Origin of the sequence: Caulobacter hibisci (assembly GCF_016135805.1) — a bacterium.
In the GTDB taxonomy this organism is placed as follows: domain Bacteria; phylum Pseudomonadota; class Alphaproteobacteria; order Caulobacterales; family Caulobacteraceae; genus Caulobacter; species Caulobacter hibisci.
Genome location: NZ_JADWOX010000015.1, coordinates 25,752 through 51,783, shown reverse-complemented (window position 1 = coordinate 51,783; position 26,032 = coordinate 25,752). Strand labels below are relative to the sequence as shown.

The 26,032-nt window shown below is 70.0% G+C and carries 27 protein-coding genes; 8 read left to right on the top strand and 19 right to left on the bottom strand.

Translation table 11 applies throughout. From position 1 onward, the window contains the following. The first annotated feature begins 112 nt into the window (after window positions 1-112). The 3 genes from I4Q42_RS18795 (at window position 113) to I4Q42_RS18785 (ending at window position 2,707) form a co-directional block, all read left to right on the top strand. Window positions 113-1,327 (top strand): NADP-dependent isocitrate dehydrogenase, encoded by a 1,215-nt coding sequence (locus I4Q42_RS18795; RefSeq protein WP_198577622.1) that lies wholly within the window; start codon window positions 113-115, stop codon window positions 1,325-1,327. Window positions 1,328-1,450: 123 nt separating this feature from the next. Further along, window positions 1,451-1,783, top strand: coding sequence for a DUF2322 family protein (locus I4Q42_RS18790; protein WP_198577621.1), 333 nt, complete (start codon window positions 1,451-1,453; stop codon window positions 1,781-1,783). 114 nt (window positions 1,784-1,897) lie between these two features. After that, window positions 1,898-2,707 (top strand): hypothetical protein, encoded by an 810-nt coding sequence (locus I4Q42_RS18785; RefSeq protein ID WP_198577620.1) that lies wholly within the window; start codon window positions 1,898-1,900, stop codon window positions 2,705-2,707. Here the strand turns inward: I4Q42_RS18785 and arsC are convergent. Genes arsC through I4Q42_RS18770 form a run of 3 tightly spaced genes read right to left on the bottom strand, consistent with a single transcriptional unit; the run spans window position 2,697 to window position 4,124 of the window. After that, window positions 2,697-3,110, bottom strand: coding sequence for an arsenate reductase (glutaredoxin) (arsC, locus tag I4Q42_RS18780; RefSeq protein WP_198577619.1), 414 nt, complete (start codon window positions 3,108-3,110; stop codon window positions 2,697-2,699). The genes I4Q42_RS18785 and arsC overlap by 11 nt on opposite strands. Beyond that, window positions 3,107-3,781, bottom strand: a complete 675-nt coding sequence (locus I4Q42_RS18775) for an MIP/aquaporin family protein (RefSeq protein WP_198577618.1) — start codon at window positions 3,779-3,781, stop codon at window positions 3,107-3,109. The genes arsC and I4Q42_RS18775 overlap by 4 nt, the downstream gene beginning before the upstream one ends. A 1-nt stretch (window position 3,782) precedes the next feature. After that, window positions 3,783-4,124, bottom strand: a complete 342-nt coding sequence (locus I4Q42_RS18770; RefSeq protein WP_198577617.1) for an ArsR/SmtB family transcription factor — start codon at window positions 4,122-4,124, stop codon at window positions 3,783-3,785. Between the two features lie 54 nt (window positions 4,125-4,178). Here I4Q42_RS18770 and arsH point away from each other — a divergent pair, with 54 nt between their 5' ends. After that, window positions 4,179-4,907 carry an arsenical resistance protein ArsH gene (gene arsH / locus I4Q42_RS18765; RefSeq protein WP_198577616.1) on the top strand — a complete coding sequence of 243 codons (729 nt, stop codon included), beginning with the start codon at window positions 4,179-4,181 and terminating at the stop codon, window positions 4,905-4,907. A 13-nt stretch (window positions 4,908-4,920) separates the two neighbouring features. On the opposite strand, the gene I4Q42_RS18760 is transcribed toward arsH, so the two are convergent. From I4Q42_RS18760 to I4Q42_RS18750, 3 genes are all read right to left on the bottom strand, one after another. Beyond that, a complete protein-coding gene (locus I4Q42_RS18760) occupies window positions 4,921-6,108 on the bottom strand; it encodes a patatin-like phospholipase family protein (protein WP_232793280.1) in 1,188 nt (395 codons plus the stop codon). A gap of 113 nt (window positions 6,109-6,221) precedes the next feature. Beyond that, window positions 6,222-6,572, bottom strand: a complete 351-nt coding sequence (locus I4Q42_RS18755) for a PilZ domain-containing protein (protein ID WP_198577615.1) — start codon at window positions 6,570-6,572, stop codon at window positions 6,222-6,224. A 164-nt stretch (window positions 6,573-6,736) separates the two neighbouring features. Next, the gene (locus tag I4Q42_RS18750) at window positions 6,737-8,140 is read right to left on the bottom strand and encodes an amino acid permease (RefSeq protein WP_198577614.1); all 1,404 of its coding nucleotides are present in this window, start codon (window positions 8,138-8,140) and stop codon (window positions 6,737-6,739) included. Between the two features lie 182 nt (window positions 8,141-8,322). Here I4Q42_RS18750 and I4Q42_RS18745 point away from each other — a divergent pair, with 182 nt between their 5' ends. Together I4Q42_RS18745 and I4Q42_RS18740 are read left to right on the top strand one after the other, a co-directional pair. Further along, window positions 8,323-8,895 (top strand): DUF2939 domain-containing protein, encoded by a 573-nt coding sequence (locus tag I4Q42_RS18745; RefSeq protein WP_198577613.1) that lies wholly within the window; start codon window positions 8,323-8,325, stop codon window positions 8,893-8,895. A gap of 115 nt (window positions 8,896-9,010) precedes the next feature. Then, window positions 9,011-10,111: a hypothetical protein gene (locus I4Q42_RS18740; RefSeq protein ID WP_198577612.1), complete on the top strand. Its 1,101-nt coding sequence runs from the start codon at window positions 9,011-9,013 to the stop codon at window positions 10,109-10,111. Here the strand turns inward: I4Q42_RS18740 and I4Q42_RS18735 are convergent. Next, window positions 10,108-10,482 carry a glyoxalase superfamily protein gene (locus I4Q42_RS18735; RefSeq protein ID WP_198577611.1) on the bottom strand — a complete coding sequence of 125 codons (375 nt, stop codon included), beginning with the start codon at window positions 10,480-10,482 and terminating at the stop codon, window positions 10,108-10,110. The genes I4Q42_RS18740 and I4Q42_RS18735 overlap by 4 nt on opposite strands. Before the next feature lie 118 nt (window positions 10,483-10,600). Between I4Q42_RS18735 and I4Q42_RS18730 the strand changes: the two genes are divergently transcribed. Further along, window positions 10,601-12,130, top strand: a complete 1,530-nt coding sequence (locus I4Q42_RS18730) for an esterase-like activity of phytase family protein (protein ID WP_198577610.1) — start codon at window positions 10,601-10,603, stop codon at window positions 12,128-12,130. A 93-nt stretch (window positions 12,131-12,223) separates the two neighbouring features. Beyond that, a complete protein-coding gene (locus I4Q42_RS18725; RefSeq protein ID WP_198577609.1) occupies window positions 12,224-13,159 on the top strand; it encodes an AEC family transporter in 936 nt (311 codons plus the stop codon). A 79-nt stretch (window positions 13,160-13,238) separates the two neighbouring features. Here I4Q42_RS18725 and I4Q42_RS18720 read toward each other — a convergent pair whose 3' ends face one another. From I4Q42_RS18720 to rhaT, 12 genes are all read right to left on the bottom strand, one after another. Next, the gene (locus I4Q42_RS18720; protein ID WP_198577608.1) at window positions 13,239-13,712 is read right to left on the bottom strand and encodes a GatB/YqeY domain-containing protein; all 474 of its coding nucleotides are present in this window, start codon (window positions 13,710-13,712) and stop codon (window positions 13,239-13,241) included. A 203-nt stretch (window positions 13,713-13,915) separates the two neighbouring features. Next, window positions 13,916-16,945 carry a sensor histidine kinase gene (locus tag I4Q42_RS18715; RefSeq protein WP_198577607.1) on the bottom strand — a complete coding sequence of 1,010 codons (3,030 nt, stop codon included), beginning with the start codon at window positions 16,943-16,945 and terminating at the stop codon, window positions 13,916-13,918. Then, entirely contained in the window at window positions 16,942-17,598 is a 657-nt protein-coding gene (locus I4Q42_RS18710) for a response regulator transcription factor (RefSeq protein WP_198577606.1), read from the bottom strand. Before I4Q42_RS18710 ends, I4Q42_RS18715 begins: the two co-directional genes overlap by 4 nt. A gap of 126 nt (window positions 17,599-17,724) precedes the next feature. After that, window positions 17,725-18,519: an alpha/beta hydrolase gene (locus I4Q42_RS18705; RefSeq protein WP_198577605.1), complete on the bottom strand. Its 795-nt coding sequence runs from the start codon at window positions 18,517-18,519 to the stop codon at window positions 17,725-17,727. A gap of 19 nt (window positions 18,520-18,538) precedes the next feature. Beyond that, window positions 18,539-19,144, bottom strand: coding sequence for a helix-turn-helix domain-containing protein (locus I4Q42_RS18700; protein ID WP_232793279.1), 606 nt, complete (start codon window positions 19,142-19,144; stop codon window positions 18,539-18,541). A gap of 149 nt (window positions 19,145-19,293) precedes the next feature. Beyond that, the gene (locus tag I4Q42_RS18695; RefSeq protein WP_198577604.1) at window positions 19,294-19,968 is read right to left on the bottom strand and encodes a YoaK family protein; all 675 of its coding nucleotides are present in this window, start codon (window positions 19,966-19,968) and stop codon (window positions 19,294-19,296) included. A gap of 2 nt (window positions 19,969-19,970) precedes the next feature. Then, on the bottom strand, window positions 19,971-21,329 hold the full coding sequence (locus tag I4Q42_RS18690) for an alginate export family protein (RefSeq protein ID WP_198577603.1): 1,359 nt from the start codon (window positions 21,327-21,329) through the stop codon (window positions 19,971-19,973). Next, a complete protein-coding gene (locus tag I4Q42_RS18685) occupies window positions 21,326-21,724 on the bottom strand; it encodes a DoxX family protein (RefSeq protein ID WP_198577602.1) in 399 nt (132 codons plus the stop codon). Before I4Q42_RS18685 ends, I4Q42_RS18690 begins: the two co-directional genes overlap by 4 nt. Then, entirely contained in the window at window positions 21,724-23,598 is a 1,875-nt protein-coding gene (locus I4Q42_RS18680) for an amidohydrolase (protein WP_198577601.1), read from the bottom strand. Before I4Q42_RS18680 ends, I4Q42_RS18685 begins: the two co-directional genes overlap by 1 nt. 28 nt (window positions 23,599-23,626) lie before the next feature. Then, window positions 23,627-23,902 (bottom strand): DUF1427 family protein, encoded by a 276-nt coding sequence (locus tag I4Q42_RS18675; protein ID WP_198577600.1) that lies wholly within the window; start codon window positions 23,900-23,902, stop codon window positions 23,627-23,629. 64 nt (window positions 23,903-23,966) lie between these two features. Then, window positions 23,967-24,620, bottom strand: a complete 654-nt coding sequence (locus I4Q42_RS18670; RefSeq protein ID WP_198577599.1) for a hydrolase — start codon at window positions 24,618-24,620, stop codon at window positions 23,967-23,969. Window positions 24,621-24,733: 113 nt separating this feature from the next. Then, window positions 24,734-25,801, bottom strand: coding sequence for an L-rhamnose/proton symporter RhaT (gene rhaT / locus I4Q42_RS18665; protein WP_198577598.1), 1,068 nt, complete (start codon window positions 25,799-25,801; stop codon window positions 24,734-24,736). Window positions 25,802-26,032 lie beyond the last annotated feature (231 nt).

Below are 26,032 nucleotides of genomic sequence, written 5' to 3'. Positions count from 1 at the left end.
ACGCAGCCTTTCCCCAGGGGCCGCAACAGTCTATAGGGCTCGCCGTCCGCGCCACGTTCCGGCCCTGTGCGCCGAGCGTCAGAGCGCGCCACCGCGAGAGGAAGACCCCGCAATGGCCAAGATTAAAGTCGCCAATCCCGTCGTCGACATGGACGGCGACGAAATGACCCGGATCATCTGGAAGCTCATCAAGGATAAGCTGATCTTCCCGTATCTGGACCTGGAACTCGACTATTTCGACCTGTCGGTCGAGAACCGCGACGCCACCGACGACCAGGTGACCATCGACGCGGCCAACGCGACGAAGAAGCACGGCGTGGCCGTGAAGTGCGCCACCATCACCCCCGACGAGCAACGCGTCGAGGAATTCAGCCTCAAGAAGATGTGGAAGTCGCCGAACGGCACGATCCGCAACATCCTGGGCGGCGTCATCTTCCGCGAGCCGATCATCTGCCAGAACGTGCCGCGCCTGGTGCCGGGCTGGACCCAGCCGATCATCGTCGGCCGTCACGCCTTCGGCGACCAGTACCGCGCCACCGACTTCAAGTTCCCGGGCAAGGGCACCCTGTCGATCAAGTTCGTCGGTGAAGACGGCGAGACCATCGAGCACGAAGTCTTCAAGGCTCCGGACGCCGGCGTCGCCATGGCGATGTACAACCTCGACGACTCGATCCGCGACTTCGCCCGCGCCTCGTTCGCCTACGGCCTGAACCGCGGCTACCCGGTCTACCTCTCCACGAAGAACACGATCCTCAAGGCCTATGACGGCCGCTTCAAGGACATCTTCCAGGAGATCTTCGACGCCGAATACGCCGACCAGTTCAAGGCCAAGGGCATCCACTACGAGCACCGCCTGATCGACGACATGGTCGCCTCGGCGCTGAAGTGGTCGGGCGGCTACGTCTGGGCCTGCAAGAACTACGACGGCGACGTGCAGTCGGACATCGTCGCCCAGGGCTTCGGCTCGCTGGGCCTGATGACCTCGGTGCTGATGACCCCGGACGGCAAGACGGTGGAAGCCGAAGCCGCCCACGGCACCGTCACCCGCCACTACCGCCAGCACCAGAAGGGCGAGTCGACCTCGACCAACTCGATCGCCTCGATCTTCGCCTGGACCCGTGGCCTGGCCCACCGCGCCAAGCTCGACGACAACGCCGAGCTGGCCGCCTTCGCCGCCACCCTGGAAAAGGTCTGCATCGACACCGTCGAAAGCGGCTTCATGACCAAGGACCTGGCCCTGCTCGTCGGCGACAAGCAAGGCTGGCTGACCACCGAAGGCTTCCTCGACAAGATCGACGAGAACCTGAAGAAGGCCATGGCCGCCTAAGGCGACCACCCTTCCGGAAGACAGAAGGCCCTCCCCTCGCGGGAGGGCCTTTTTCTTTGGGCGAACCGGCGCGCGGGGTGCTACAGGCCCCCGCCTCCCCCTCGACGATCAAGAAAGCTGGCGATGTTTCAACCGGGCGCGACCTTCAAGGACAACCTTCAGCAGCTGCCGGCCATCGACGGCGTGCAACGCATCGACCTGATCGACGCCGAAGGAAACGTGGTCGCCAGCATCGAGAACCAGCCGGGCAAGAAGGGCTCTGTCGCCGTCTACCAGCACCTGAAGCAGGCCTTCGGCGCCCTCGACGCCAAGGCCGCCGAACACGGCCTGGCCGTCTTCGCCGAGCACACGGCCGACGCCCGCGAAAATCACGGCGCCCACCCCAATGTCGATCGCCTGATCGAGATCGCCGCCGGCGGCGGCCCGCTGAGCATCGAGATCGTCGCCGCCGGCTGACGCGCCCCGTTAGCCCCGGTGACCGCATCGGGGCGCAGCTCGCCACGATCCTGACGCGGCGGCGTGCTCACCTGCACGCTGCGCCGGCGTCCCGGCGCTCGTTCCGGACGCGTGATGACGAGACCGTTGATCGACCCGCCGCCCCGCAGGCGCGCTTCTCGCGCGACGAAGCTGGCGGCCGGCCTGGTCAGCGTCGGCGCCCATGCGGCGGTGCTGGCGGCGGTGCTGCTGGCCCAGCCGGAGCCGCGTCCGCCCGAGGTCGAGCCGATCGCGGTCGACCTGATCCAGCCGCCCCCTCCTCCGCCGCCCGAGCCGGAACCCAAGCCGCCGGCCCTGGAGCCGAAGCTCGAGCCCACCCCCGCCCGGCCGCCCTCGCCCGCACCGCCCAAGCCTGATCCCAAGCCGCCGACCCGCACGGCCCGTCCGGCCGTGCGCCCGCCCGATGTCGAGCCCCTGGCCGCCACGCCCGCCGACACCACGATGATGGCCGCCGAGCTGGGCGAGGCCGATCTGGCCGGCGCCACCACGGTCGGCACGGGCTCGGGCGATGGCGTCGGCGACGGGGCCAGCTGCGACATGGTCCGGCGGCTTCAGGCCGCCTTGCGGCGCAATCCCCGCGTCCGCGCGGCCCTGGCCTCGACCCACGGCGAAGCCGCCGCCTCGGGCAAGGCGGTGCTGGTCTGGAACGGCAAGTGGCTGCAAAGCCCCAACCAGGTCGGCCGCGGCCTGGCCGGCGTGCGCGAAGCGATCATCATGGAGGTCGGTTTCGCTCCGGCCGCCTGTCGCGCCGACCCGATGCGCGGCCTCGTCGTCGTCAGCCTCGCCGACGGCCCCCGCGCGCCGCGCCTGGCCCTGGGCGACGCGGCCTGGCGCTGGTCGGACCTGCTGTTCGCCCCGGGGACGCGGCGGCCCTCTAGAGGATGACGACCTCGCCGTCTTCCTTGGTGAAGCTGACGGGACGGCGCTCCAGCAAGTCGAGCACGACCTCGGAGGGCCGGCACAGCTTCACGCCCTTGGGCGTCATCACGATGGGCCGGTTCACCAGGATCGGCTCAGCGACCATGGCGTCGAGGATGACATCGTCCGACACCCCATCGGCCAACAGACCCAGGGCCTGAGCCGGCGTTCCCTTTTCACGGATCAGGTCCCTGAGAGCCAAGCCGGCCGCGCTCGCCAATTCCCGCAACTGCTCGCGCGTCCAGCCCGCCTCCAGATACGGGATCACCCGCGGCGCGTAGCCGGCCGCCTCGACCATGGCCACGGTATTGCGCGAGGTGCCGCAGGCCGGGTTGTGGAAGATGACGATGGGAAAGTCGCTGTCGCTCATGGAGTCTTGTCCGTCTTGAGAAGCCACCCGAACACCGCCGCCGCCAGCAGGGCGCCGACGATCTGGGCCGCGATGAAGGCCGGGGCGCAGGCGGGCGCGATGCCGGCGAAGCTGTCCGACAGGCTGCGCGCGATCGTCACCGCCGGATTGGCGAACGACGTCGAGGCCGTGAACCAGTAGGCGGCGGTGATGTAGAGCCCCACCGCCATCGGCGTCGCCTCCGGCCGGAAGCGCACGGTCCCCAGGATCGTCGCCACCAGGCCGAAGGTCGCCACCGCCTCGGAAAACACCTGGTCGCCGCCGGCCCGCAGCCTGGTCGAGACCTGAAGGATCGGCTCGCCGAACATCGCGTGCGCGCACCAGACGCCCAGGATCGCGCCCAGGATCTGGACCGGCGGATAGAGCGCCGCCTCGCGCCAGGACAGTTCGCCCCGCAGGGTCGCCACCATCGTCACGGCCGGATTGAAATGCGCGCCGGAGATCGGCCCGAACACCCCGATCAGCACCACCAGCGCCGCGCCGGTGGCCAGGGTGTTGCCGAGCAGGGCGATGGCGACATTGCCGCCCGAAAGCCGCTCGCCCATGATCCCCGATCCGACCACCACCGCCAGCAGCAGGGCCGAGCCCAGAGCTTCCGCCACAAGGCGGCGGGGCAGGTCGAAATGCGCCATCTCAGCAGCAGACCTCGGCCTTGGCGACGATCGCGCTTAAGGGGGCGCAGATCTGGGGCGCGCCGTTGCAGCAGTCCTCCATCAGGAAGCCCAGCAGGCCGCTCATCGCGCCGTAGTCGGCCGAATAGATGATCGACCGACCCTCGCGGCGGGAGGTGATCAGCGCGGCGTTGGCCAGGATGTTGAGGTTGGCCGACAGGCTGTTGGGCAGGACGTCCAGCGTCCGGGCGATGTCGCCCGCCGCGATCCCGACCGGCCCGGCCTTCACCAGCAGGCGAAAGATCGCCAGGCGTCCCTCGTGGCCGAGGGCGGAGAGCATGTTGACAGCGGACTTCGATTCCATATTTCCAATATGATCGAAATAACTGACAGATCAATGACGCCGTTGGAGACGCCCGTGACCGAGTTCCCCGCCCTCGACCCGAAGTTCCTCGCCCAGGTCGATCACGATCGGCTCGCGGTCGTCGCGCCGTCCAGCCATCCGCCGCGGATTCTCCTGCTCTACGGCTCGTTGCGGGAGCGTTCGTTCAGCCGCCTGCTGGTGGAGGAAGCCGCCCGGATCCTCCAAGCCCTGGGTTGCGAGACCCGGATCTTCGATCCTCGCGACCTCCCCTTGCCCGACGCGACCGGCCCTGATCATCCGAAGGTCCAGGAACTGCGGGCGCTGTCGGAATGGTCGGAGGGCCAGGTCTGGTGCAGCCCCGAGCGCCACGGCGCGATCACCGGTGTCATGAAGGCCCAGATCGACTGGATCCCGCTGGAGATCGGCAGCGTGCGCCCCACCCAGGGCAAGACCCTGGCCGTCATGCAGGTCAGCGGCGGCTCCCAGTCGTTCAACGCGGTCAACACCCTGCGCCTGCTGGGCCGCTGGATGCGGATGATCACCATCCCCAACCAGTCGTCGGTGGCCATGGCCTACAAGGAGTTCGACGAGAACGACCGCATGAAGCCGTCCAGCTACTACGAGCGGGTCGTCGATGTGATGGAGGAACTGGTCAAATTCACCCTGCTGACCCGTGACCGGGCCGACTACCTCGTCGACCGCTACAGCGAGCGCAAGTCCAGCGGCATGATCCCCGAGCATGTAGCCCTGGCGGCCGAAGCCATGCGGCACGAGACGGCCTGACCCGCCGCCCCCCTTAGCGCGGCGGCGCATCGATGACGATCAGGCCGTTGGTCGCGACCTTCTCGGCCTCGACCGGCTTCCAGGCCGCCCAGGCCTTGCCGGTCCGGCCCTGCTGCCGGCCGGTCTCGAACAGGCGGGCCATCGAGGCGTCGCTGAAGTCCAGGCTGTTGGCCTCGGCCTCGTCGGGCACGGCGGCGACGCGGAAGGCCAGGCCGTTGCGCTCGGCGAAGGCGGCGTTGGCGGCCAGGTGGGCGCGGGCCTGGGCCTTGCTGGCGCTGTCGTAGGAGCGCTTGAGGATCGCCGTCAGCCTGCCGACGGTCACCGCCTCGCGCCGGCCCAGCTGGCCGTTGACCAGCACCCAGATCGAACCGGCCTGGGCGCGTTCGGCCGGCCGGGTCCACAGCAGCAGGCTCTCGGGCACGGCCAGGAACGGCGTGTTGACCCCGCCGTCGACATGCATCTCCTGGAGGATCCGGCCGTCCTTGGCGCGGCCGGCGATCAGCACCGGCGGGAAGACGCCCGGAATGCTGGCCGAGGCCACCAGCACGTCCTTGAACAGCTTCAGCCCCTGCGGTCCGCCCTGCTTGGCGATCAGGCCCATGTCCCAGATCACCGTCTCCTGGCTGTCGAGATTGGTGGTCGCCACCAGCAGCCGCCGGCCCTTGTCGTGCTCGACGGCGACGGCGGCCAGCAGCTCCGGAGTCACCGCCTTGTCGACCAGCTTGCACAGGGCCGAGCTGCTGTAGAGGCTGGGCGAGGCGAAGGTGGCCAGCTGCCGCCAGGCCAGGATGTCCTTGGCCCCGCCGTCGGAATAGGCGGCCGCCAGCTGCGGGTCCCAGGCCTTGCCGAGGAAGGCGAACGGCGCGGCCAGGGCGCCGGTGCTGACCCCGGTGACGATCCGGAAGTCCGGCCGCTGGCCGCTCTCGGTCCAGCCCACGAGGACACCGGCTCCGTAGGCCCCGTTGGCCCCGCCGCCCGACAGGGCCAGGATCGCGGTCGGCCCCTCGCCCGGCTCGCCCATGATCTGGCGTTCGAGCAGCCGCACCGGGGCGGCGTCGCTGGCGACGATGCGCGGATCGGCGGTCGGGATCACCGCGCCGGGCGCCAGCCGCACCACCCCCTCGGGCGGCCGGGACATCGTCCCGCAGGCGGTCAGCAGCAGGGCGGCGGCCAGGGCCGCGGCGCGAAGAATGGGGGTCAAGCGATCACCTTGAGCGTCTGTCGAAATCGGACAGACGCAGCAACGCGCGACCGGCGCTCAGGTTGGCTCAGCTTGCCGTTACGGAACGCGAAAAACCTTGCGGGGCCTGGGGCCTAGCCGTCGTCTTGCGGCCAGGGTCCGAGCTCCTGCACCACCCGGCCGGCGCCCTCGGCCCCGCCGAGCACCTCGGTGAAGGCGCGGCTGGTGATGAACTGCAGACCCACCTGGCCGTCGCCCTGCCAGACCATGCGGGTGAGATGGACCAGCCGGCGCGCCGGATCGACCAGATGCAGCGGCCGGGCCTCCGGCGACAGCTCCGGCCCGGCGATCCGCGCCCCGCCCTTGGCGATGTCGATCAGCCGGCAGCGCAGCGGCTCGCCCGCCACCACGAGGTAGGCCTTGCGCGAGGCGGGGTAGCGGCGATAGGCGCGCTTTTCCGATCCCTGAGCGTCGATCTGGGTCATGTCGGCGACTCTACACCCGTCTTCGTGAACACAGCTTTGCTATCGCGAACTCGGCGCGAGCCTAGGGGGCGCGGGACCGGCGGGGCAAGGCGGGAAGGCGTGCGATCCCCAGGAAGATCGCAACTGACCTGAAACGAGAATTTCTCCGCCAGCGGACGGCGCCGTCAGGCCAGCTTCGAGTGCCTGCGCGAATAGCCGAAGTACATGACGCAGGCCGCCGCCGCCCAGGCGCCGAACAGGGCGAAGGTGTCCCAAGGCAGGCCGGCGATCAGGTAGAGGCAGAAGGCGACGCTGGCGACCGGCAGCACCGGATAGAGCGGAACCTTGTAGCCGCGCGGCAGGTCCGGCCGGGTGCGACGCAGGATGATCACCCCGGCCGAGACGATGGCGAAGGCGATCAGCGTGCCCATGCTGGTCAGGTTGACCAGCACGTCCAGCGGCACGAAAGCGGCCAGGAAGGCGATGAAGGCCGCCACGATCACCGTGTTCCAGACCGGCGTGCGGGTGCGCGGGTCGGTCTTCTGGAAGACGCGGGGCAGCAGGCCGTCGCGGCTCATGGCGAACAGGATCCGGGTCTGGCCGTACATGACCACCAGGGTGACGCTGAAGATCGAGATGATCGCGCCGATGCAGAGGATCAGCGAGGTCCAGCCCGCGCCGGTCAGGTTGCGCAGGATCACGGCGAGACCCGCCTCCTGCCCGGCGAAGGCCGTCCAGGGCTGGGCGCCGACGGCGGCTACGGCGACCAGCACATAGACGGCGGTTACGATCAGCAGGCTGAGCACCACGCCCAGCGGCAGGTTCTTCTTGGGATTCTTGACCTCGTCGCCGGCCGTCGAGACCGCGTCGATGCCGATATAGGAAAAGAAGATCGACGAGGCCGCCGCCCCGATCCCGGCCACGCCCATCGGCGCGAACGGCGTCAGGTTCTCCGAGCGAAAGCCGGTGAAGGCGATGACCACGAAGAACAGCAGCACCAGCAGCTTGGCCACCACCAGCACGGCGTTGATCGTCGCCGACTCCTTGGCCCCGCGCAGCAGCAGCACCATGCACGCGCCCACCAGCACCACGGCCGGCAGGTTGAACACCCCGCCCGCTCCGGGCGGCGCGGCCAGGGCCTCGGGCAGGCGCCACTGGAAGAGGTCGAAGAACAGCTCGTTCAGGTACTGGCCCCAGCCCACGGCGATCGCCGAGGCCGAGACGGCGTACTCCAGCAGCAGGCACGCCCCGACCAGGAAGGCCACGAACTCGCCCAGCGTGGCGTAGGCGTAGGAATAGGACGAGCCCGAGACGGGAATGGTCGAGCCCAGCTCGGCGTAGCACAGGGCCGTCAGGGCCGCGGTGATCCCGGCGATGACGAACGAGACGATGACCGCCGGCCCCGCCAGCGGCACGGCCGTGGTCAGGGCCACGAAGATGCCGGTGCCGATCGTGGCCCCGACGCCCAGCATGGTCAGCTGGAACAGGCCGATCGAGCGGTGCAGGTCGTGGGGATTTTCGCCGCCCTCGGCCGCGATCGCGCCCACGGGCTTGCAGCGGAAAAGATCGGCGAGACGCAGGCCGGCCATGGGCGCTCCGGAAATTCCTCAGGGGCGGCGGGCGCTTAAGGTCCACCGCGAGCGGCGACCCCATAGAGCCCCCGAGCCCTTCAGGAAAGCGGATTCCACCGATGGAACCCTTGCGGCGCGAACGCCCTTGCGGAGAGGGCATGAATGCCCATTCTAGGCGGCGTTAACCGTGCGGGGGCGCAATGACTTTGCAGAAGCGGATCTGGGACCTGATCGTCCTGGCGATCTTCGTGTTCGCCGCCGCCTACGCCACGGCGCCCTGGTTCGCCTTCCGCGCCCTGAAGGCCGCCGCCCAGTACGAGGACGTGCAGGCGATCGGCGAACTGGTCGACTTCCCCGCCGTGCGTCGCAGCCTGACCGGCCAGCTGGACGAGGCCGCCCCGGCCGCCAAGCCCGAAGCCCCGTCGCTGTGGACCAACCCGCTGGGCGTCTTCAAGCGCGCCATCGAGCCGATCGCCCCGCCCGAGCCCAAGGTCGACCGCTACCTGACCGTCCAGGGGATCTCGGCCCTGACCCGCGGCTACGCCCCCGGCGCGGCCCCGCTGTCGCCGCCGCGTCCCGAAACCGTGCTGGCCCGCATGCAGGCCGTGGTCCGCGGCCCCTACCCGACCATCGCCTACTGGGACCCCAACCGCGTCCGCATCGCCGTGCGCCGCCCGGACGCCAAGGACAAGGTGACGGTCTTCTCCTTCCAGCGCCGGGCGCTGTTCGAATGGAAACTGGTCCACATCCGCCTGCCGGGTGACGAGCGGTAGGCGGCTTCCAGCCGGCTTAGCCTCTCCTGAACGGGCGAGGCTCGCCCGACGCGCGCAGACCCTTCCCTCAGGGTTGAGACTGGTGAAGCTTGCGCGCGATCCTGGAGAATCGATCGTGCGTATCCTCGGCGTTCTGGGCTGTATCGCCCTGCTGGTCCTGTCAGCCTGCGAGTCCAAGCCCAAGAAGCCCCTTTCGGGCACGGCCTTCATCGACGAGTTCCACACCCTGTGCCCTCACGAGATGCGGTCGGCGGAGGATGCGACCAAGGCCTTCATCGCGGCGGGCGCGGAGGAGAAACGGCCGATCATCGGGGCTTTCGTCCAGGCTCACGATCCGGCGCCGAACATGCCGGCCTTCACGCGACTGGAGCGCGGGAACGTCCAGTGGTGGTACGACAACGACTACGCCGCCAATATCTTCACGGCCTCCGAGACGCGGCTGCCGGACGGCGGCATGGAGATCCGCTGCAAGGTCCAGGTCCCCACCGGCCAGGGCGAGTTCTTCGACTTCCTCGTGCAGTACGCCAGCGGTTCGCTGCCGGTGAACGTCGCCTTCGCGGACGGCGCGCGGATGCTGCTCTACAAAGACCAGCACGCCGCCAAGGGCGTCTCGGCCTACTACGTGCTGTGGCGCGGCCTGCCCGAGGCGGTCTGGCGCGCCAAGCCGAGCCTGGCCTTGATCTACGTCGTCCGGACCGGACCTCCCCTGCCCGACCCGGTCACCTTCCTCAGCCCCGCGACCACAGCGGTGGCGCGCATGGACCGCTACTGCGACGACCCGGCGTACGAGACGGTGTCGGCCAAGGTCGCCGAGGCCGGCAACGGCCGCCCCGACCCGACGGCCGAGGGCTCGAAGGCGGCCAGGCGTCTAGGCGAGCCCAAGGCCGACACGACCTGGATCATGACCGACGCCGACGAGTGGCGGCTGCACGCCTCGCGGGTCGTCAATCCGAACGCCACGGTCGACGAATGCACGGTGCGCATGGCCGGGCTCGAGACCGCGTCGATGATCGGCGCACTGCTCGACGACAAGGGCCTGGTGCTACACGCCGACAAGACCTCGCGCACCAAGCGCACGCTGGAGTTCCGCGACGAGAAACGCGACCGCATGATCCTCTACCAGGTCGAGCCCGGGCCGGATGATCCGATGAAGAGCCACGACCTCATCGTGATGGATGGCGCGCTCAGCCTGCTGAAGGCCTACGGCAGGTCCTAACCCCGCTCCTCGCAGAACCTGATCCGGTTGCCGAACGGGTCGTGGACCTGCAGCACGTCGCCCCAAGGCTGTTCCTCGACGCCCGGGCGGCCGTACTTGTAGCCCTTGCCGATCAGTTCGGCCTGATAGGCCCGCACGCCGGTCATCGGCACATAGACGGTCGAGCCCGGCGCGGCGTCGCCGTGGTGCTCCGAAAGGTGCAGCACCAGCCCCGACCGCTCGATGCCCATGTAGAGCGGCGTGTCGGGCTCGAAACGGTGCTCGAACAGCACGGAGAAGCCCAGGAAGCCGAGATAGAACTCCCGCGCCTTGACCTCGTCGAAGCTGCGCAGGATCGGGGTGGCGCGGATGAACTGGATGGCGTCGCTCATGGGACCAGCTTGCCGCCTTTCCGGCCCCCTAGGCAACGGCCGGGCGCTGTCACCGAACCGTCAAGCGTCGCTGCTAGGCACGCTCCAACGCCGGGGGGCGTCGTCTGGGGGCCGCATCATGAAATCCTTTGCTTGCGCCGCGTCGCTGCTGGCCCTGCTGGCCGCCGCGCCGGCTGTCGCCGCGCCCGCCGCCTACCGCACGCCCGACACGGCGACGCCCACGGGCGTGACGCTGAACGGCGCCAGCTTCGTCAATCACGGCCTGGTCGGCGCGGGCCGCCTGACCGCGACCGCCCGCGACTTCCTGGGCGACAGCCTGGGCTCGTTCTCGGGCATGGCCGTGACCGCCTGGAGCCGAGCGGCCGATGGCTCCTACACCGGCAAGCTGCTGACCCTGCCCGACCGCGGCCCCAACGGCGTCGGCTCGGTGACCGGCACCACGCCCTACGACAACCGCGTGCACGGCTTCGATGTCACGTTTCGGCCGCTCGCCGCCGGCTATGGCCCGGCCAAGGCCGACCAGCTGACCCTGACGCCCACCGGCGGCTTCGTGCTGAAGGACGACAAGGGTCACCCCTTCACCGGCATGGACCCGGGCGAGGGCGTGGTGTTCTGCGGCAGCGCCGCCTGCCCCAGCGCCATCACCGGCCCCGGGGCCTTCCGCATCAGCCTGGACGGCGAGGCCCTGGCCCGCCTGCCGGACGGCGACTTCTATGTCGGCGACGAATATGCCGCCAACCTCTACAGGTTCGACGCCACGGGCGCGCTGAAGGGCGTGATAGCGCCGGTCGCCGCCGTCCAGCCGCGCAAGGACGGCCGCCCGGCCTTCTCCGGCGAGACCAAGCCCAAGACCGGCCGCCGCATCAACCAGGGCTTCGAGGGCGTCGCGGTTTCGGCCGACGGCAAGCGCCTCTACGCCCTGCTGCAAAGCGCGACGATCCAGGATTCCGGCGAGGGCGACGCCGACCGCGCCGTGACCCGCCTGTTCGTCTACGACATCGAGAAGGACGCCACGCCCGCCGCCCCGATCGCCGAATACGCGCTCGAACTGCCGGTGGTGCGCACCAAGGGCGACGGCGGCGCGCCGAACAAGGTGGCCGCCCAGTCCGAACTGCTGGCCCTGTCCGACCACCAGTTCCTGGTCCTGGCCCGCGACGGCGCGGGTCTCGGCTCCGGCTCGGCCAACCCCACGGTCTATCGCTCGGTGCTGCTGGTCGACATCCAGGGCGCGACCAACCTCGTGGGCGACGCCGCCGACGGCAAGGACGCGGCCATCGCCCCCGGCGGCGCGCTGCCGGCCGGCGTCGTTCCGGCCGCCCAGGCGCAACTGGTCAATCTGGTCGATCCCAAGGGCCCGGCGCGCGTCGGCCTGAACCTCGACAACGCCGCCCCGACCGCCGCCACCCTGCCCGAAAAGATGGAGTCCCTGGCCATCGTCCCGGCGCTCGACCCGGCCGCGCCGAACGACGTCTTCCTGCTGATCGGCAGCGACAACGACTTCCAGACCAAGGACGGCAAGGTCGGCGACCTGGCCTTCGACGCCGCGCCCAAGACGCCCGAAGGCGCGGCGACCGCCGACAACGACAGCCTGGTGCTGGTCTACCGCCTGACCCTGCCGGCCGACCTGGCCGCCCAGCGCCGCTTTTGACCCCGGCGGCGGGCCGGTGGTATCAGCGACCCCGCGTTCTTCGCCGAGGCCCTCGCGCATGACCCCTTCCCCGCTCTTCCAGGCATCCGCCGCGTGCTGAGCCTGATCCTGGAAGTCCTGGCGCGGGCCCTGCCCTTCTTCCTGCTGGTCGGGGCGGGCGTGACCCTGGCGCGGCTGCAGCTGTTCGACGGCCGCATGGCCCAAGGCCTTTCCGCCTACGTCTACTGGATCGGCTTCCCGGCCCTGCTGGTGCACTCCCTGTCGCGCATGGGCCGGCCGGGACACGACCTGACCCTGGGCCTGGCCGCCTATGCCGGCTGCCTGGCGGCGATCATGGCCCTGATGGTCGGCGCGGGTCTGCTCCTGCGCTGGACCCGTGAGGAGCGGGCCGGCACGGCCATGGCCGCCGGCGTCGGCAACAGCGCCTTCCTGGGCCTGCCGGTGGCCGCCGCGGTGTTCGGACCCGAGATCGCCCGCCTGGGCGCGGGGCTGGTGGCGGTCGACTTCGTGCTGGCCACGGCCCTGGGCGTGGCCCTGCTGGGCTGGGCCGGCGGCCGTTCGGTCTGGCGCTCGACCATGCAGGCCTTCCGCAACCCGATCGTCGCCGCCGCCCTGTTCGGCGCGTCCCTGGCCCTGCTGGGCCTGCAACTGCCCGGCGTGCTCGACCGCGCGGTCGGCGCGGCCGCCGCCTCGGGCAGCCCGGTGGCCCTGGTCGCCCTGGGCGTGGTGCTGGCCCTGCCCGTCGAGGGCGACATCCCCGCCCCGCGCTGGAGCCCCGTCGTCGTCGCCGCCATCGCCAAGCTGTTGGTCCTGCCGGCCCTGGTCTGGATCGTCGTCGGCCTGACCCCGGCCCCCGCCGCCTTCCGCCTGGCCGCCACCCTGCTGGCGGCGACCCCGACGGCGGTCAACGTCTTCATCCAGACCCGCGCCTACGCCGTCTTCGCCCGTGGCGGCGCGCGCATCGTCGCCCTGACCACGGTGATCGCCTGCGTCACCCTGTCGGCCACGGCGGTCTGGCTGAAGAGCTAACCCTTTACGCCGGCCGTTCCCGAGCCTTCCCGGACACTGGAACGCTCAGCACCCGACGACCGGGAGGGCGCCCTTCAGTCTAGGCCCTGGCCAAAGCGCTGGCCGCCTTGCCGTCATACTGGCCGCCGAAGTTGGACTTCAGGTGGGCCATGATCGCTCCGACGTTGGCGTCGGGGTTCTGGGTCCGGAAGTCGTTGATGGCTTCGCGCAATTGCGCTTCCGTCATCTGCTTGGGGCCATAGGAGGACAGGATCGCCTGTTCGGTTTCGGCCGCCTTGGTCCGCTCGTCCACCTTCGATAGATCGCCATTGGCCTCGACCAGACGCGCGCGTTCGGCCGCGAGATTTTCCAGCGTCAGCTTCGTGTTCTTCAAGAACTTCGCGACGGTTGCGACGACCTTTTCGTCGGTGACTTCCGTCACGCCGCGCTTGAATTCCTCGGTCGTGATCTGCGTGGCTTCGCCGATCAGCGTGGTGAGCAAGTCGGCCTTCAGGCGGTCGCTCGCCTTGCGCGCCGCCAGTTGGTCAGCCTTGAGCTCGTCGAGCAAAGCCATGTCGTCGTCCTTTCAAATCACTCAATTCGATAACGCTGTAGTGGGGCGAAGGCGATAGCCGTTCAAGAGCGCGGTCGCGCCGTAAGACGGCGCCTGGCGTCGCCAGGAACGGTCAACCTGAAAGGCCGCTGTCCGGTTGTCGGCAACGGTGGACGTTCCCGCCGGAAGGGCGGGAACGACGGCGAGGAGGCGCAGTCGGGTCGCTACACCGCCCGCCGCTTCCACGACAACCGCGCCAGCCACGGCAAGGTCGGATAGGCGATGGCGCCGGCGACGCTGAGGGTGATGGTGGTGCCCTTGCCCGCGGCGCTCTCGATGGCCAGCTGGGCGCCCATCTTGCTGGCCCGTTCGTGCATGCCGATCAGGCCGTAGTGGCCCTCGCGGCTGGCCCAGGCCATGCGGTTGGCGCCGATGCCGACCCCGTCGTCGCGGATGCTCACCTGCAACTGGCGCACGCCATAGGCCACCCGCACCTGCACCTGGCCGGCGCGGGCGTGGCGGGCGGCGTTGAACAGGGCCTCGCCGCCGATGCGGACGATCTCCTCCTGCACCAGCGGCTGGATGGCCCGCGCCACGCCCTCGACCAGCAGCTCGACCTTCACCCCCGGCTCGAAGGGCTGCTCGGCCATCAGTTCGCGCAGCTGGATGTCCAGCCGCCGGGTCTCGCGTCCGCGCAGGTCGCGCACCCGGTCACGGCCCTCGACCAGCATCTGGTCGGCGCGGTCCAGGGCCTGGTTGATGACGTCCTTGGCCGGCAGGTCGTCGGGGATCTGATAGGCCACCGACTGGAAGCGCATGATCAGGCCCTGCACGCTCTGCAGCAGGGTGTCGTGCAGCTCGCGGGCGATGCGCTCGCGCTCGGCCGCCCGCTCCTCCAGTCGCGCCCGAATCTGGCCCGACACCCGCCGCAGCCGCAGGGCGTAGACGCCCCACAGCGCCAGGCCGACGGCCGCCACGCACAGCAGGCGGAACCACCAGGTCTCGGCCAGGGTCGGCGGGATGGTCACCACCACGCTGGCGCCCTGCTCGTTCCAGACCCCGTCGTTGTTGGCCGCCTTGACCTGGAAGCGGAAGGTTCCCGGGCGGAGGTTGTTGTAGATCACCTCGCGCCGGCCGCCGGCCTCGACCCAGTCGCGATCGACGCCCTCCAGCCGGTACTTGAACTTCACCCGCCCCGGTACGGCGAAGCTGAGCGCGGTGTAGTGGATGCGCAGGCTGGTCGTGCCGGCCGCAAGGCGCACCGCCGAGGGGTCGGAGAAACGGCGGTCCCCCGCCATCACCGAGCGGATCGCCACCGGCGGCGGCACGGCGTTGACGCTGAGCCGAGCGGGATCGATGACCAGCACGTTGCGCCGGGTCAGGATCCAGATCCGGCCATCGCCGCCGGCGACGATCTGCGCGCCCGGCGACTTCTGCACGAAGCTGTTCAGCCCGTCGCGGAAGTCGAACACCTGCCGCGGCAGGGGCCCGCCGGGGCGGTCCAGCGTCTGGTCGAGGTCAGCCGTCCGCATGCGCACCACGCCGGCGTCGCCGATCGTCCAGGTGTCGCCGGCCGAGGTCTGGACCAGGCCGTTGACCGAGGCCAGCCAGGGATAGCGTTCGGCGTCCAGGCTCGCCGTCCGGCCGTCGCGCAGCCGCGCCAAGCCCTGGCCGCCGCTGAGATAGAGGCTCTGCGTTCCCGGCAGCACGCCCTCGATCTCGCCGATCGCAAAGCGCTCCTTGTACAGCGGCTCGAACGGCGGGCGGCCTTGCAGCGGCGGCGGAGTGCGAAACAACACGGCCGCGCGGCCGTCGGCCTGGCGGGCGACGTTGGAGGCCAGGCCCAGGGTCGGCGACAGGCCCGGCCAGCGGTTCCAGGCCCCGGCCTCGCGCCAGTAGAGGCCCTTGTCGAGGGCGGCCATCCACAGCCGGCCCTCGTCGTCCTCGGCGCAGCCATAGGCGCTGGCCTCGGCCGGCTTGTCGAAGGTCTCGACCCTGTCGCCCCGCACCCGCAGCATCGTATCGCGCAGGGTGACCCAGACGGCGTTCCCCGCGCCCGCGCAGAGCGCTCCGGCCGACCAGGTGGTCTTGACCACGGGCTTGGGCGCCTGGCCCGGGGCGATGGCGTACAGGGTGTGGGCGTCGGCGACATAGACCGTCCCGCCGGCCGTGGCGGTCATCCGATAGCCGCGCGCGGAGTTGGGCGGGATCGCCTGCTCGACCACCACGCTGGCCGGCCGCATCATGTCCAGGCCCAGCTCCGTGCCGAACCAGACATTGCCCTCGCGGTCCTCGAACACGGCGTGGGTCTGGTCGGAGGTCAGGCCGTGCACGGCCTTGTAGGACTGGATGCGCAAGCCCGCCGCGTCGGCCCGCTTGGCCGCCACGCCCGGGGCCGGAATGTGGACGACGCCGTCGGTCCAGGTCGCGCCCCACAGGTCGCCCTTGTGGTCGAACAGGATCTTCGAGCCGCCCACCTCATCCTGGCGCGGATAGGCCCGGGCTAGCGACGAGGCGGCCGGGGCCTCGCCGGCCATCAGTCGCACGCCCTTGGTGTCGGACACCCAGAGGCGCCCCAACGCATCCTCCGCCAGGCTGGCCCGGCGAGCGACCTTGACGCCGGTGGCCGCGAACTTCGCCTGGCCCGGCGCGCGGCGCAGCACGGTGTCGCCCAGCACCAGCCATTGGACGCCGTCGCGGCTGAAGAAGACCTGCCAGATCTCCTGCTCGGGCAGGCCGACCTCGGGGCCGAACTCCTGCCAGCGGCCGGCATGCCAGCGCGCCAGGGTGTTGCGCTTGCGCCCGCCTCGGGCCACCCAGATTCCGCCTTCGCGATCCTCGGCCAGGCTGGTCACCTCGCGCGAGGGATGGGGCATGCGGGCGTCGACCAGCTGGCCGTCGCGATAGACCGCCACCCCGCCGCTACGCCCCAGCCCCGCCCACAGCGCGCCGGACCTGGCGCCCAGCACCTGGGCGACGTTCAGCCGTCCGGGCTTGGGCTCGCCGCGCTGGATCTGCTCGAACGCCACCCCGTCGAAGCGGAACAGGCCATCGACGCTGCCGATCCACAGATAGCCGTCCTTCGACTGGCCGATGCTGTTGACCCGGCTGGGCGCCCCGCCCTCCAGCGACCAGCTGACGCGCTTGTATTCGGCCAGCGGTTCGAGCCCCGGCGCCGCCTTCGCTGCAAAAGCGAGGCCCAGGGCGAGCGCGACGGCCGCCAGTCCGGTCCGGAAGCCCCCCGCCCGGTTCAAAGGTCGATGATGCCGCGCTTGGCGGCCACGGTCACCGCGTGGGTCCGGTCGTTCACATAGAGCTTGGCGAAGATGCTCTTGATGTTCGACTTGATGGTGTCTTCCGACAGGTTCAGCTCGCGGGCGATGTGCTTGTTGGAATTGCCGTTGGCGATCAGCTGCAGGACCGTGATCTCGCGGGCGTTCAGCGACTCGTCGATGGCGTGGATGGCGATGCGCTCGGCGACCTCGGGCTGCAGGTGGCGACGGCCGGCGTGCACGCCGCGGATGGCGTCCAGCAGGTCGCGGCGCAGGCTGCTCTTCAGCAGATAGCCCGCCGCCCCGGCCCGCAGCGCGTGCAGGGCCTGGGCGTCGCCGGTGAAGGTGGTCAGCACGATGATCCGCGCCTCGGGATGGGCCCGGCGGATGGTCTCGATGGCCACCACGCCATGGCCGGGCATCTGCAGGTCCATCAGGGTGATGTCGGGGCGCAGCGCCTCCCAGCTGGCGACCGCCTCGTCGCCGCTGGCCGCCTCGCCCACCACCACCATGTCGGGTTGGGTCTCCAGCACCGCGATCACCCCCTCGCGCAGCATGGGGTGATCGTCGGCGATCAGCACGCGGATGCGCTCGTGCTGGGCCGGGGAAGCGCCGCTGGGGGAAATGTCGTTCATTCGGCGGCGTCCGGGGACCGGTCCTTGAGCATGGAACGCGAACATGTGCCGTGTTTGGCCGACCGAAACCATACACGAAAGCGGCGAGGCCTTACCCTTTCGGGGGTTGACGCCGAACCGGGCGGATCAGGTTTCGGCCTGGGTTGCTCGGGCGTTGGCCAAACCCCAGTCGAGGGCGAAGTCGGCGACGTCCTCCCAGCCGGGCTCGTTGCATAGCCAGTGCGAGCGGCCGGCGAAGCATTGCAGGTCGGTGCGCGAGGCCGCGCGGCGCTGGTGGCGAGCGGTGGCCGCGACCAGGGCGACCGGCGCCACCCGGTCCTCGTCCCCGGCGATCAGCAGCAGCGGCGGGCGACGGCGGCCCGCGCCGGCCGAGCGTCCCCACGGCCCCAGCAGCGCCTGGCGCACCACCCGGGCGGGGGCCGGAACCACCTGCTCGGCATGGGCGGCGCGGCGCTCGGCCTCGGGCAGGGTCTGGGCGAACAGGGCGGCGAAGCGATCCAGGCTCAGCGGCACGGCGCCGTCGCGGTGACTCCAGCGGGCCAGGATGCGCCGTAGGGTCCAGGCCGCGCGCGGCCGCTCCAGCAGGCCAAACGGCGGGGTCGAGCCGATGGCCACGCCGCAGGCCCCGCAGCCGCGGTCGAGCAGCAGTTGCACCACCAGGCCGCCGAAACCGTGGCCGATCAGGATCGGCGGCTCGGCCAGGGTCGCGGCCGAGGTCTCGTAGGCGGCGACCACCTCTTCCAGGGTCAGCCTGCCGAAGGCGCGGGGCGGCAGACCGCGCAGCGCCTCGACCGGTCCGTCGAGCAACGGCCAGGCCGGCGCCAGCACCCTCATGCCGCGCGCGGCGTAGCGCGCCCGGAAGCGATCCCAGCACCTCGGCGTCAGCCAGGCGCCGTGGATCAGCATGACGGTCGTGGTCACGACAGGTCCTCGGGCTCGATCATTCCGCCGCGACCAGCGGCCAGGCCGCCTCGTGCGCGCCGCCGCGCAGGCGCCGCCAGACGCTGGGCGACTGGCCCTCGAAGCGGCGGAACATCCGGCAGAAGTGGGCCTGGTCCGACAGGCCGCAGGCCAGGGCGATGGCGGCCAGGCTGTCGCCGCTGGCCAGCATCATGTCCTTGGAGCGGGCGATGCGGCGGCGGTTGACATAGGTCTTGGGCGCGTCACCGAAACTGGCCCGAAAGGCCCGCGAGAAGTGGCTGGGGCTGAGGCGAGCGGCCGCCGCCAGTTCGGCGCTGGTCACCCGATCGGCGAGGCGCGCCTCGACCAGGGCCTTGACCCGCAGCACCTGCCAGGGGGCCAGACCGCCGCGTTGCAGGGTCGGGGCTGGCGGCGGGGCGAAGCTCTTGGACGCCGCGTCGATCTGCGGCAGCAGGCGCACGGCCACCGCGATGCAGCGTTCGGCGTCGGCCGGGTCGGTGGCCAGGGCGTGACGGGCCTGCTGCAACAGCTGGCGGATCTGGTCCTGGGCGGGCTCCTGGACAGGCTTGGCGGCGGATTTCGCGGCCGGCTCCGGCGCGCGGGTCATGACGGTCTGGGCATGCATCGTCGCTCTCTTCGGATTGTCGTCGCCGCCGACACAGATCGGCGCGGGACTGAAACTCAACCAAAAGGAGCCTCCGAACCATTCCCGCACGGGTGAAGCGCACTCACCCAGGCGGGTGAAGAATCGCGCCCCCCGATGGGAACGGTCACTCAGGCCTTGGGACGCGCCTCGGCCGAGAACAGCGACAGCGCCGCCAGCACCGCCGACGGCCAGAACGCCCAGGTTCCGCCCAGGGCGAAGGCCAGGGCCCCCAGGCCGCAGCCGGCCGCGAACAGGCCGACGGCCGCCGACAGCTTCCTGATCCGAGCGATCGACGCCCCCCGATCGGGTCCGCCGCCGCGGATAAGCTCGGCGATGTCGAGCATGATCTGGGTGGTCGAGCCCGTCATCAGGGTGGTCGGCGGCGCGGTCGGGATGTGCACCCGGTGGGCGGCGTTCTGGATGGCCATGGCGCAGACGAACAGCGCCGCCACCAGGATCAGCTGCCAGCTGTCGCCCTTGACGAACGGCGCCAGGGTCACGGCCAGGATCGAGCCCGCGACCAGCAGCAGGGTCTTCATCCCCAGCATGATCCGCAGCACCGGCAGGCCCTTGGCCTCCAAGCGGAAGGTGACGAGCCGGCTGATCACCACCGCCGCACAGAAGATCGGCAGCACCAAGAGCTTGGCCACCGCCCCGTCGGCGCCGTGGATCATCGCCGCGCCGAAGGTGACGAAGTTGCCGGTCACGTGGGCGACGAACAGGCCTTGCAGCGCCAGGAAGCCGACCGTGTCGAGATAGCCGCCGTTGAAGCTCATGATCTGGGAGAGGGCGGGAAAACGCATGGTCACCATCCGTATTTGAGCTCGAGGCCGAGATAGTCGCTGTCGTCGCGGCCGGAGGCGCGCAGGGCGCCGCCCGCCTCGAAATGCACCGCCTCGACCGTGGCGGTCAGGCTGGGACCGACGACGTAGTCGGCGCGCAGGTGGGCATAGGCGCCGGTCCAGCGGCCGCCCTGTCCGGCCGTGCCGGCATAGGCGACGAAAGGCTGGCCGTAGATCGCGTCGGCGGTCGTGCGCCGCCACTGTCCGGCCAGGGCGACCATCACCGTCAGCTTCGAGGTCGGCTCCACCGTCACCGAAGGCTTCAGGTGGACGATATTGGCGTAGCCGGTGTAGCCGGCGCGGGTGAAATAGGCGGCGTTGGGATAGAGCGGGTTGAAGGTACCGAGCCGCCCGTCGCCTCGCCGGCGGTCGCCGCTGGCCAGGTCGCCTTGCAGCCCCAGACGCGGCGTCCAGGGAACGCTCTCGAAGGTCCAGCCACCCCGCGCCCCGGCCGCCCAGGCGCGGACGTCGGCCGAACCGACCTCGCCGCGCTGGGCCATGGCTTCCAAATCCCAGTCGAGGCTTTTGGTCTTGCCGACGTAGCGCAGGTCGTAGACCTGCCGATCTTCCTGCCCCACCGCGTCGCCATAGCGGGCGCTCGACCGGTCCAGGCGGCCGGCATAGGCCGAGACCGCGCCGCCGAACACCTTGCGCTCGACCCGCGCCAGGTCGAGCCGCACGTGGCCGCTGGACGTGTCGTCGAAGGCCTCGTCGTCGGCATATTGCACCGGCTGGCTGGCGAAGGCCGCCAGGGTCCAGGGACCCCGACTCCAGTCCGCCCAGACCGCGTCGAACGACTGACGCACGCCCGGGCCGTCGCGGGCCGACAGGAACCGCTGCTGGTCGATCGGGAAATCCTGCCGCCCAACCCGCACCGTCACCTTGCCGCCGGCCAGTTCGCCGACGTGGTCGACGAAGGCCAGCCGCAGGTCCAGGCGGTCTGCGTCGGCGCCGCCGACATGCCGTCGGCCGATGGCCCGCACGTCTTCCAGCATCACGAAGGCCCGCCAGCCCTGCCCCAAACGGGCGTCGGCATGGACCTGCAGGCGCTGGGACAGGCTGGTGTCGGGCGCGTCCTCGCCGAAGGTCGGGGCGTCGCCCAGCTCCAGCCGCTCGCGCAGGGTCAGGCCCAGCGACAGGTGGGCGTCGGGACCGAGCGGCACGTACTTCAGGCCGTCCAGCGGCTCGGTTCGCCTGGCCGGATCGGCCAGGACCGACCAGTCCTCCTGCCAGCGGTTGACCTTGATCGCGGGACGCTCGGCCGCCAGGGCCGCGCCGGGCGGGACCGCGAGGACGAGCGCCGCGGCCGCCAGCGTCCTCATGCTCGGTCCTTGGCGTCGAGATCGTGCCAGGCGACCAGCAGGAAGCCGCCGACCAGGCCCAGATGCTCGAAGAAGCCGTTGGTCACCCCGAACCGCTCGGGCGGCGCCATCTCCCAGAAGCGGTTGGCCAGGAAGGTCGCCCCCAGGGTGAAGCCCGCCAGGGCCAGCGCCCCCAGCCAGCGCAGCCGGCCGCTCAGGATCATGACCGAGGCGGCCAGCTCCAGCCCGATGACAGCCAAGGCGAAGGGTGCGGCCGGCGACAGGCCGAAGTGCGCCATCTCGCCGACGGCCCCGCCGAAATCGAAGGCCTTGGTCAGTCCGCCCTGAATGTAGGCGGCGCAGAGGCCCAGCAGCGCGACCCAGCGCACCGCCGGCGCGGTGAGGACGGTGCGCATCAGACCGCCCAGCAGGCGCAGCCCAGCGCGCCCCAAAAGGACTTCAGGTCGCTGATCGGCAGGCTCTTGGTCCAGGCCGTGGCGTGGTCGTGGCCATGCACCCCGCAGCCGCTGGCGCAGGCGCACGCGGTCGCCGCCTGACGCCGGATCGCGGCGTCCTTCTCCGGCTCGGCCCAGGCCGCGTAGCCGCCGAACACCCGCACCGGCGACCAGTCGGGCATGGCCGGCGGCACTTCGTTCTCGTCGAGCTTGGCGAAGTCGCCGGCCCCGTAGACGATCTTGCCGCCGACCATCGTCAGGTCCGAGGTCAGGTCGCAGATCTCGTCCTCGGGCACGCCGAAGAAGTCGCGGTCGGGCACGATCAGGTCGGCCAACTGGCCCTCGACGATCCGGCCCTTCTTGCCCTCTTCGTTAGAGAACCAGGTCACGTTCTCGGTCCACATCCGCAGGGCCCCTTCTCGGTTCAGGCAGTTGCGCTGCGGATAGATCCGCGTGCCGCCCACCGTCTTGCCGGTGATCATCCACGCCAGCGAGACCCACGGATTGTACGAGGCTACCCGCGTCGCATCGGTGCCGGCCGAGACCTTCAGGCCCCGGTCCAGCATCTTGGCGATCGGCGGCGTCGCCTCGGCGGCCGCCGCGCCATAGCGCTCGACGAAATATTCGCCCTGGTAGGCCATGCGGTGCTGCACGGCCACGCCCCCGCCCAGGGCGGCGATGCGGTCGATCGACTTCTCCGAGATCGTCTCGGCGTGGTCGAAGAACCAGTTCAGGCCTTCGAGGGGAACGTCCTTGTTGACCTTCTCGAACACGTCCAGCGCCCGGTCGATGGTCTCGTCATAGGTGGCGTGCATCCGCCAGGGCCAGCGGTTCTGGGCCAGGATGGTGACCACCTCCTCCAGCTCGCCCTCCATCTGCGGCGGCATGTCCGGGCGCGGCTGGCGGAAGTCCTCGAAGTCGGCGGCCGAAAACACCAGCATCTCGCCCGCGCCGTTGTGGCGGAAATAGTCGTCGCCCTGCTTGTAGGTCGAGGTCTTCGTCCAGTTCAGGAAGTCGTCCTTCTCGCCCTTGGGCTTCTGGGTGAAGAGGTTGTAGGCTAGCCGGATGGTCAGCTGGTTCTCGTCGGCCAGCTTCTGGATGACTTCGTAGTCGTCCGGATAGTTCTGGAAGCCGCCGCCGGCGTCGATCGCCCCGGTCACGCCCAGACGGTTCAGTTCGCGCATGAAGTGGCGGGTCGAATTGACCTGATAGTCGAAGGGCAGCTTCGGCCCCTTGGCCAGGGTGGCGTAGAGGATCTGGGCGTTGGGTTTGGCCAGCAGCAGGCCGGTCGGCTCGCCCTGGCTGTCGCGGACGATCTGGCCGCCGGGGGGCTCGGGTGTGTCCTTGGTGTAGCCGATCACCCGCAGGGCCGCGGCGTTCAGCAGGGCGCGGTCATAAAGGTGCAGGATGAACACCGGCGTGTCGGGCGCAACCGCATTGAGTTCCTCGATGGTCGGCAGGCGCTTCTCGGCGAACTGGTGCTCGGTGAAGCCGCCCACCACCCGCACCCATTGCGGCGGCGGAGTAATCGCCACCTGGCGCTTGAGCATGCCCATGGCGTCGGCCAGCGAGCGCACACCGTCCCAGCGCAGCTCCATGTTGAAGTTCAGCCCGCCCCGGATGATGTGCAGATGGTTGTCGATCAGCCCCGGCAGCACCCGGCGACCCTTCAGGTCGACGACCCGCGTCTCCGATCCGGCCAAAGCCATGACCTCGGTTTCGGTCCCGACGGCGGAGAACCGCCCGCCAGTCACGGCGACGGCCTCGACGTTGGGATTGCTCCGATCGAGCGTCGTGAAACGGCCGTTGCGCAGGATCAGGTCGGGCGAGGTCATGGGGATACTCCGGGGGAACTGGGAAACTTCAGGCCTGGTCGGCCGGGTCCTGGCCTGGCGGCAGCTTCACGCCGGCCGGCAGGCTGCCGAACATGTGCGGCCCCACCTGGTGGCGCAGCCAAGAGACGGCGGCCGGCTTGCGCGCGAGGGCGCCCTTGACCAGCGGCGGGATCTGCTCGCCGACCAGGATGCCCAGCAGCCCCAACAGGGCCACCACCGGCGGGGCGGGCGAGCGCACCTGCACCAGGGCGTAGAACACGCCGACCACCAGGCCGGCGGCGAGCGACAGGATGTAGATCTTCATCGGGATACGCCTTGCTGAGGCAGTCCGCGCCGGCCTGGAAGGGCGGCCGGCGCGAACCGGTTCATCAGCCCTCGTGGGCGCCGAACATGGTCTTGGCGTAGATGATGCCCAGGCCGTAGCCGCCGCCGAACTTCTTGGCGATGCCCGTGGTCAGGTCGTAGGTCTCGCCGCGCGCCCAGTCGCGTTGCAGCTCCAGCAGGTACTGCAGGGCCGTCATCGGCCGCGCGCCGGCCTGGATCATCCGCTGAACGGCGCGCTCGTGGGCCTCGTCGGAGATGTCGCCGCAGGCGTCGGTGATGACATAGACCTCATAGCCCTGCTGCAGGGCCGACAGGGCCGGGCCGACGATGCAGACGCTGGTCCACAGGCCGGCCAGCACGATGCGGCCCTTGCCGATCTTGTTGACCTCGTCGATCACGCCGACGTCTTCCCAGCTGTTCATCGAGGTGCGGTCGACCAGGGCCTTGCCCGGGAAGGGCGCGGTGACCTCGTCGAACATCGGGCCCGAGAAGCTCTTCTCGGCCACCGTGGTCAGGATGGTCGAGACGCCGAAGCCGGCCGCGCCGCTGGCCACCAGGGCGGCGTTGTTGCGCAGGGACACCGGGTCGATCGACTTGGTCGCGAAGGCCATCTGCGACTGGAAGTCGATCATGATCAGGGTGTGGTCGGTCGGGGTGATCAGTTGATCGCCGGGGGTCGGGGTGGCCGTGATCGGCATCGACGGTATCCTTGGGTAGCGGAACGGGTTGGTGTCCGCGGATACTGTCGATGTCGCGCGAGGCGGTCTTGTCCGAGCCGCCCGCGATTTGGCCAAGCTGGCCACAGGCGACCTTACGCCCCGATCATGTTGCCGTAGCCGATCACCACGGTCGCCCCGACCAGCAGGGCCACGCCGGTCCAGACCATGTTGCGCACGGCCGGGCGAGCGTCCTTCCACTCCTTGAAGGCAAAGCCCCAGAGGGTGCCGAAGATGATGATGCTGGCCATGTGCAGGGTCCAGCTGGAGAAGCCGAACTTGCCCATCTGGCTTTCGCCCATCGTGTAGAAGAAGAACTGGAAGTACCAGGCCGTGCCGGCCAGCGCGCTGAGCAGGTAGTTGGCCAGCAGCGGCGACGTCTTCGTCGCCTCATCAGTTGCGGGAAGACGGCCGATCCACTGTCCGGCGCTGCGGTTGCGCACGATCAGGAAGGCGCACCAGACGCCGTTGGTCAGCAGGCCGCCGAACATCACCAGGCACAGCACCGGCAGGCCGGTCCACAGCGGGCCTGTGCCGGCCGCCGCCGACAGGGCCTTGATCGGCTCGCCCGCCGCCAGGCCGAAGGCGAAGCAGGCGCTCATGACGCCGGAGAAGATCGCCACGGCCAGGCCCTTGCGGAAGTCGAACTCGGCGACGGCGGCCTTCTTCTCCTCAGGGGAAAGGTCGCCGTCCTTCTTGGCTCCGGCCCAGGCCACCACGACGATGCCGGCCAGGGTCATCAGCAGGCCCAGCAGGATGATCCGGCCCGACGGCGTGGCCAGCAGGGCGTCGGCGAAGGTTCCGCGCACCAGCGGCGGGATCAGGGTGCCAAACACGGTGCACAGGCCCAGCACCACGGCCATGCCCAGCGACAGGCCGAGATACCGCATGGTGAGGCCGTAGGTCAGGCCGCCAAAGCCCCACAACACCCCGAACAGGATGCACAGGCCGGCGATGTCGGACGGGACCTGGCCCATGACGCCCAGCAGATCGCGGGTCTGCAGCCAGGCAAACAGCCAGGGCGCGAAGAGCCAGGAAAACACCCCGCCGGTCAGCCAGTAGATCTCCCACGACCAGCGCCGCACGCCGCGATAGGGCACATAGAAGCTGGCCGAGGCCAGGCCGCCCAGCCAATGGAAGAGGACGCCCAGTAAGGGGTTCATCGGCGCTCAACTCCCACATTTTGATTAATTAGATTATTTAATGGGAGCATCGCGACGGCTCGGCTGTTTGTCAACGCCGCCCGTCCGGCCGCGCCAGCTTGGCGATAGCAAGGCCGCCGCCTCAACCCGGAAAGCCGGAAAAGTCATATAAATCTTGGTGTTGTCGCAAATCTTCGGGGCCGCGCCTTGCGATCATTTCTGACCCGACACATCGTATACGTCTCGACACCA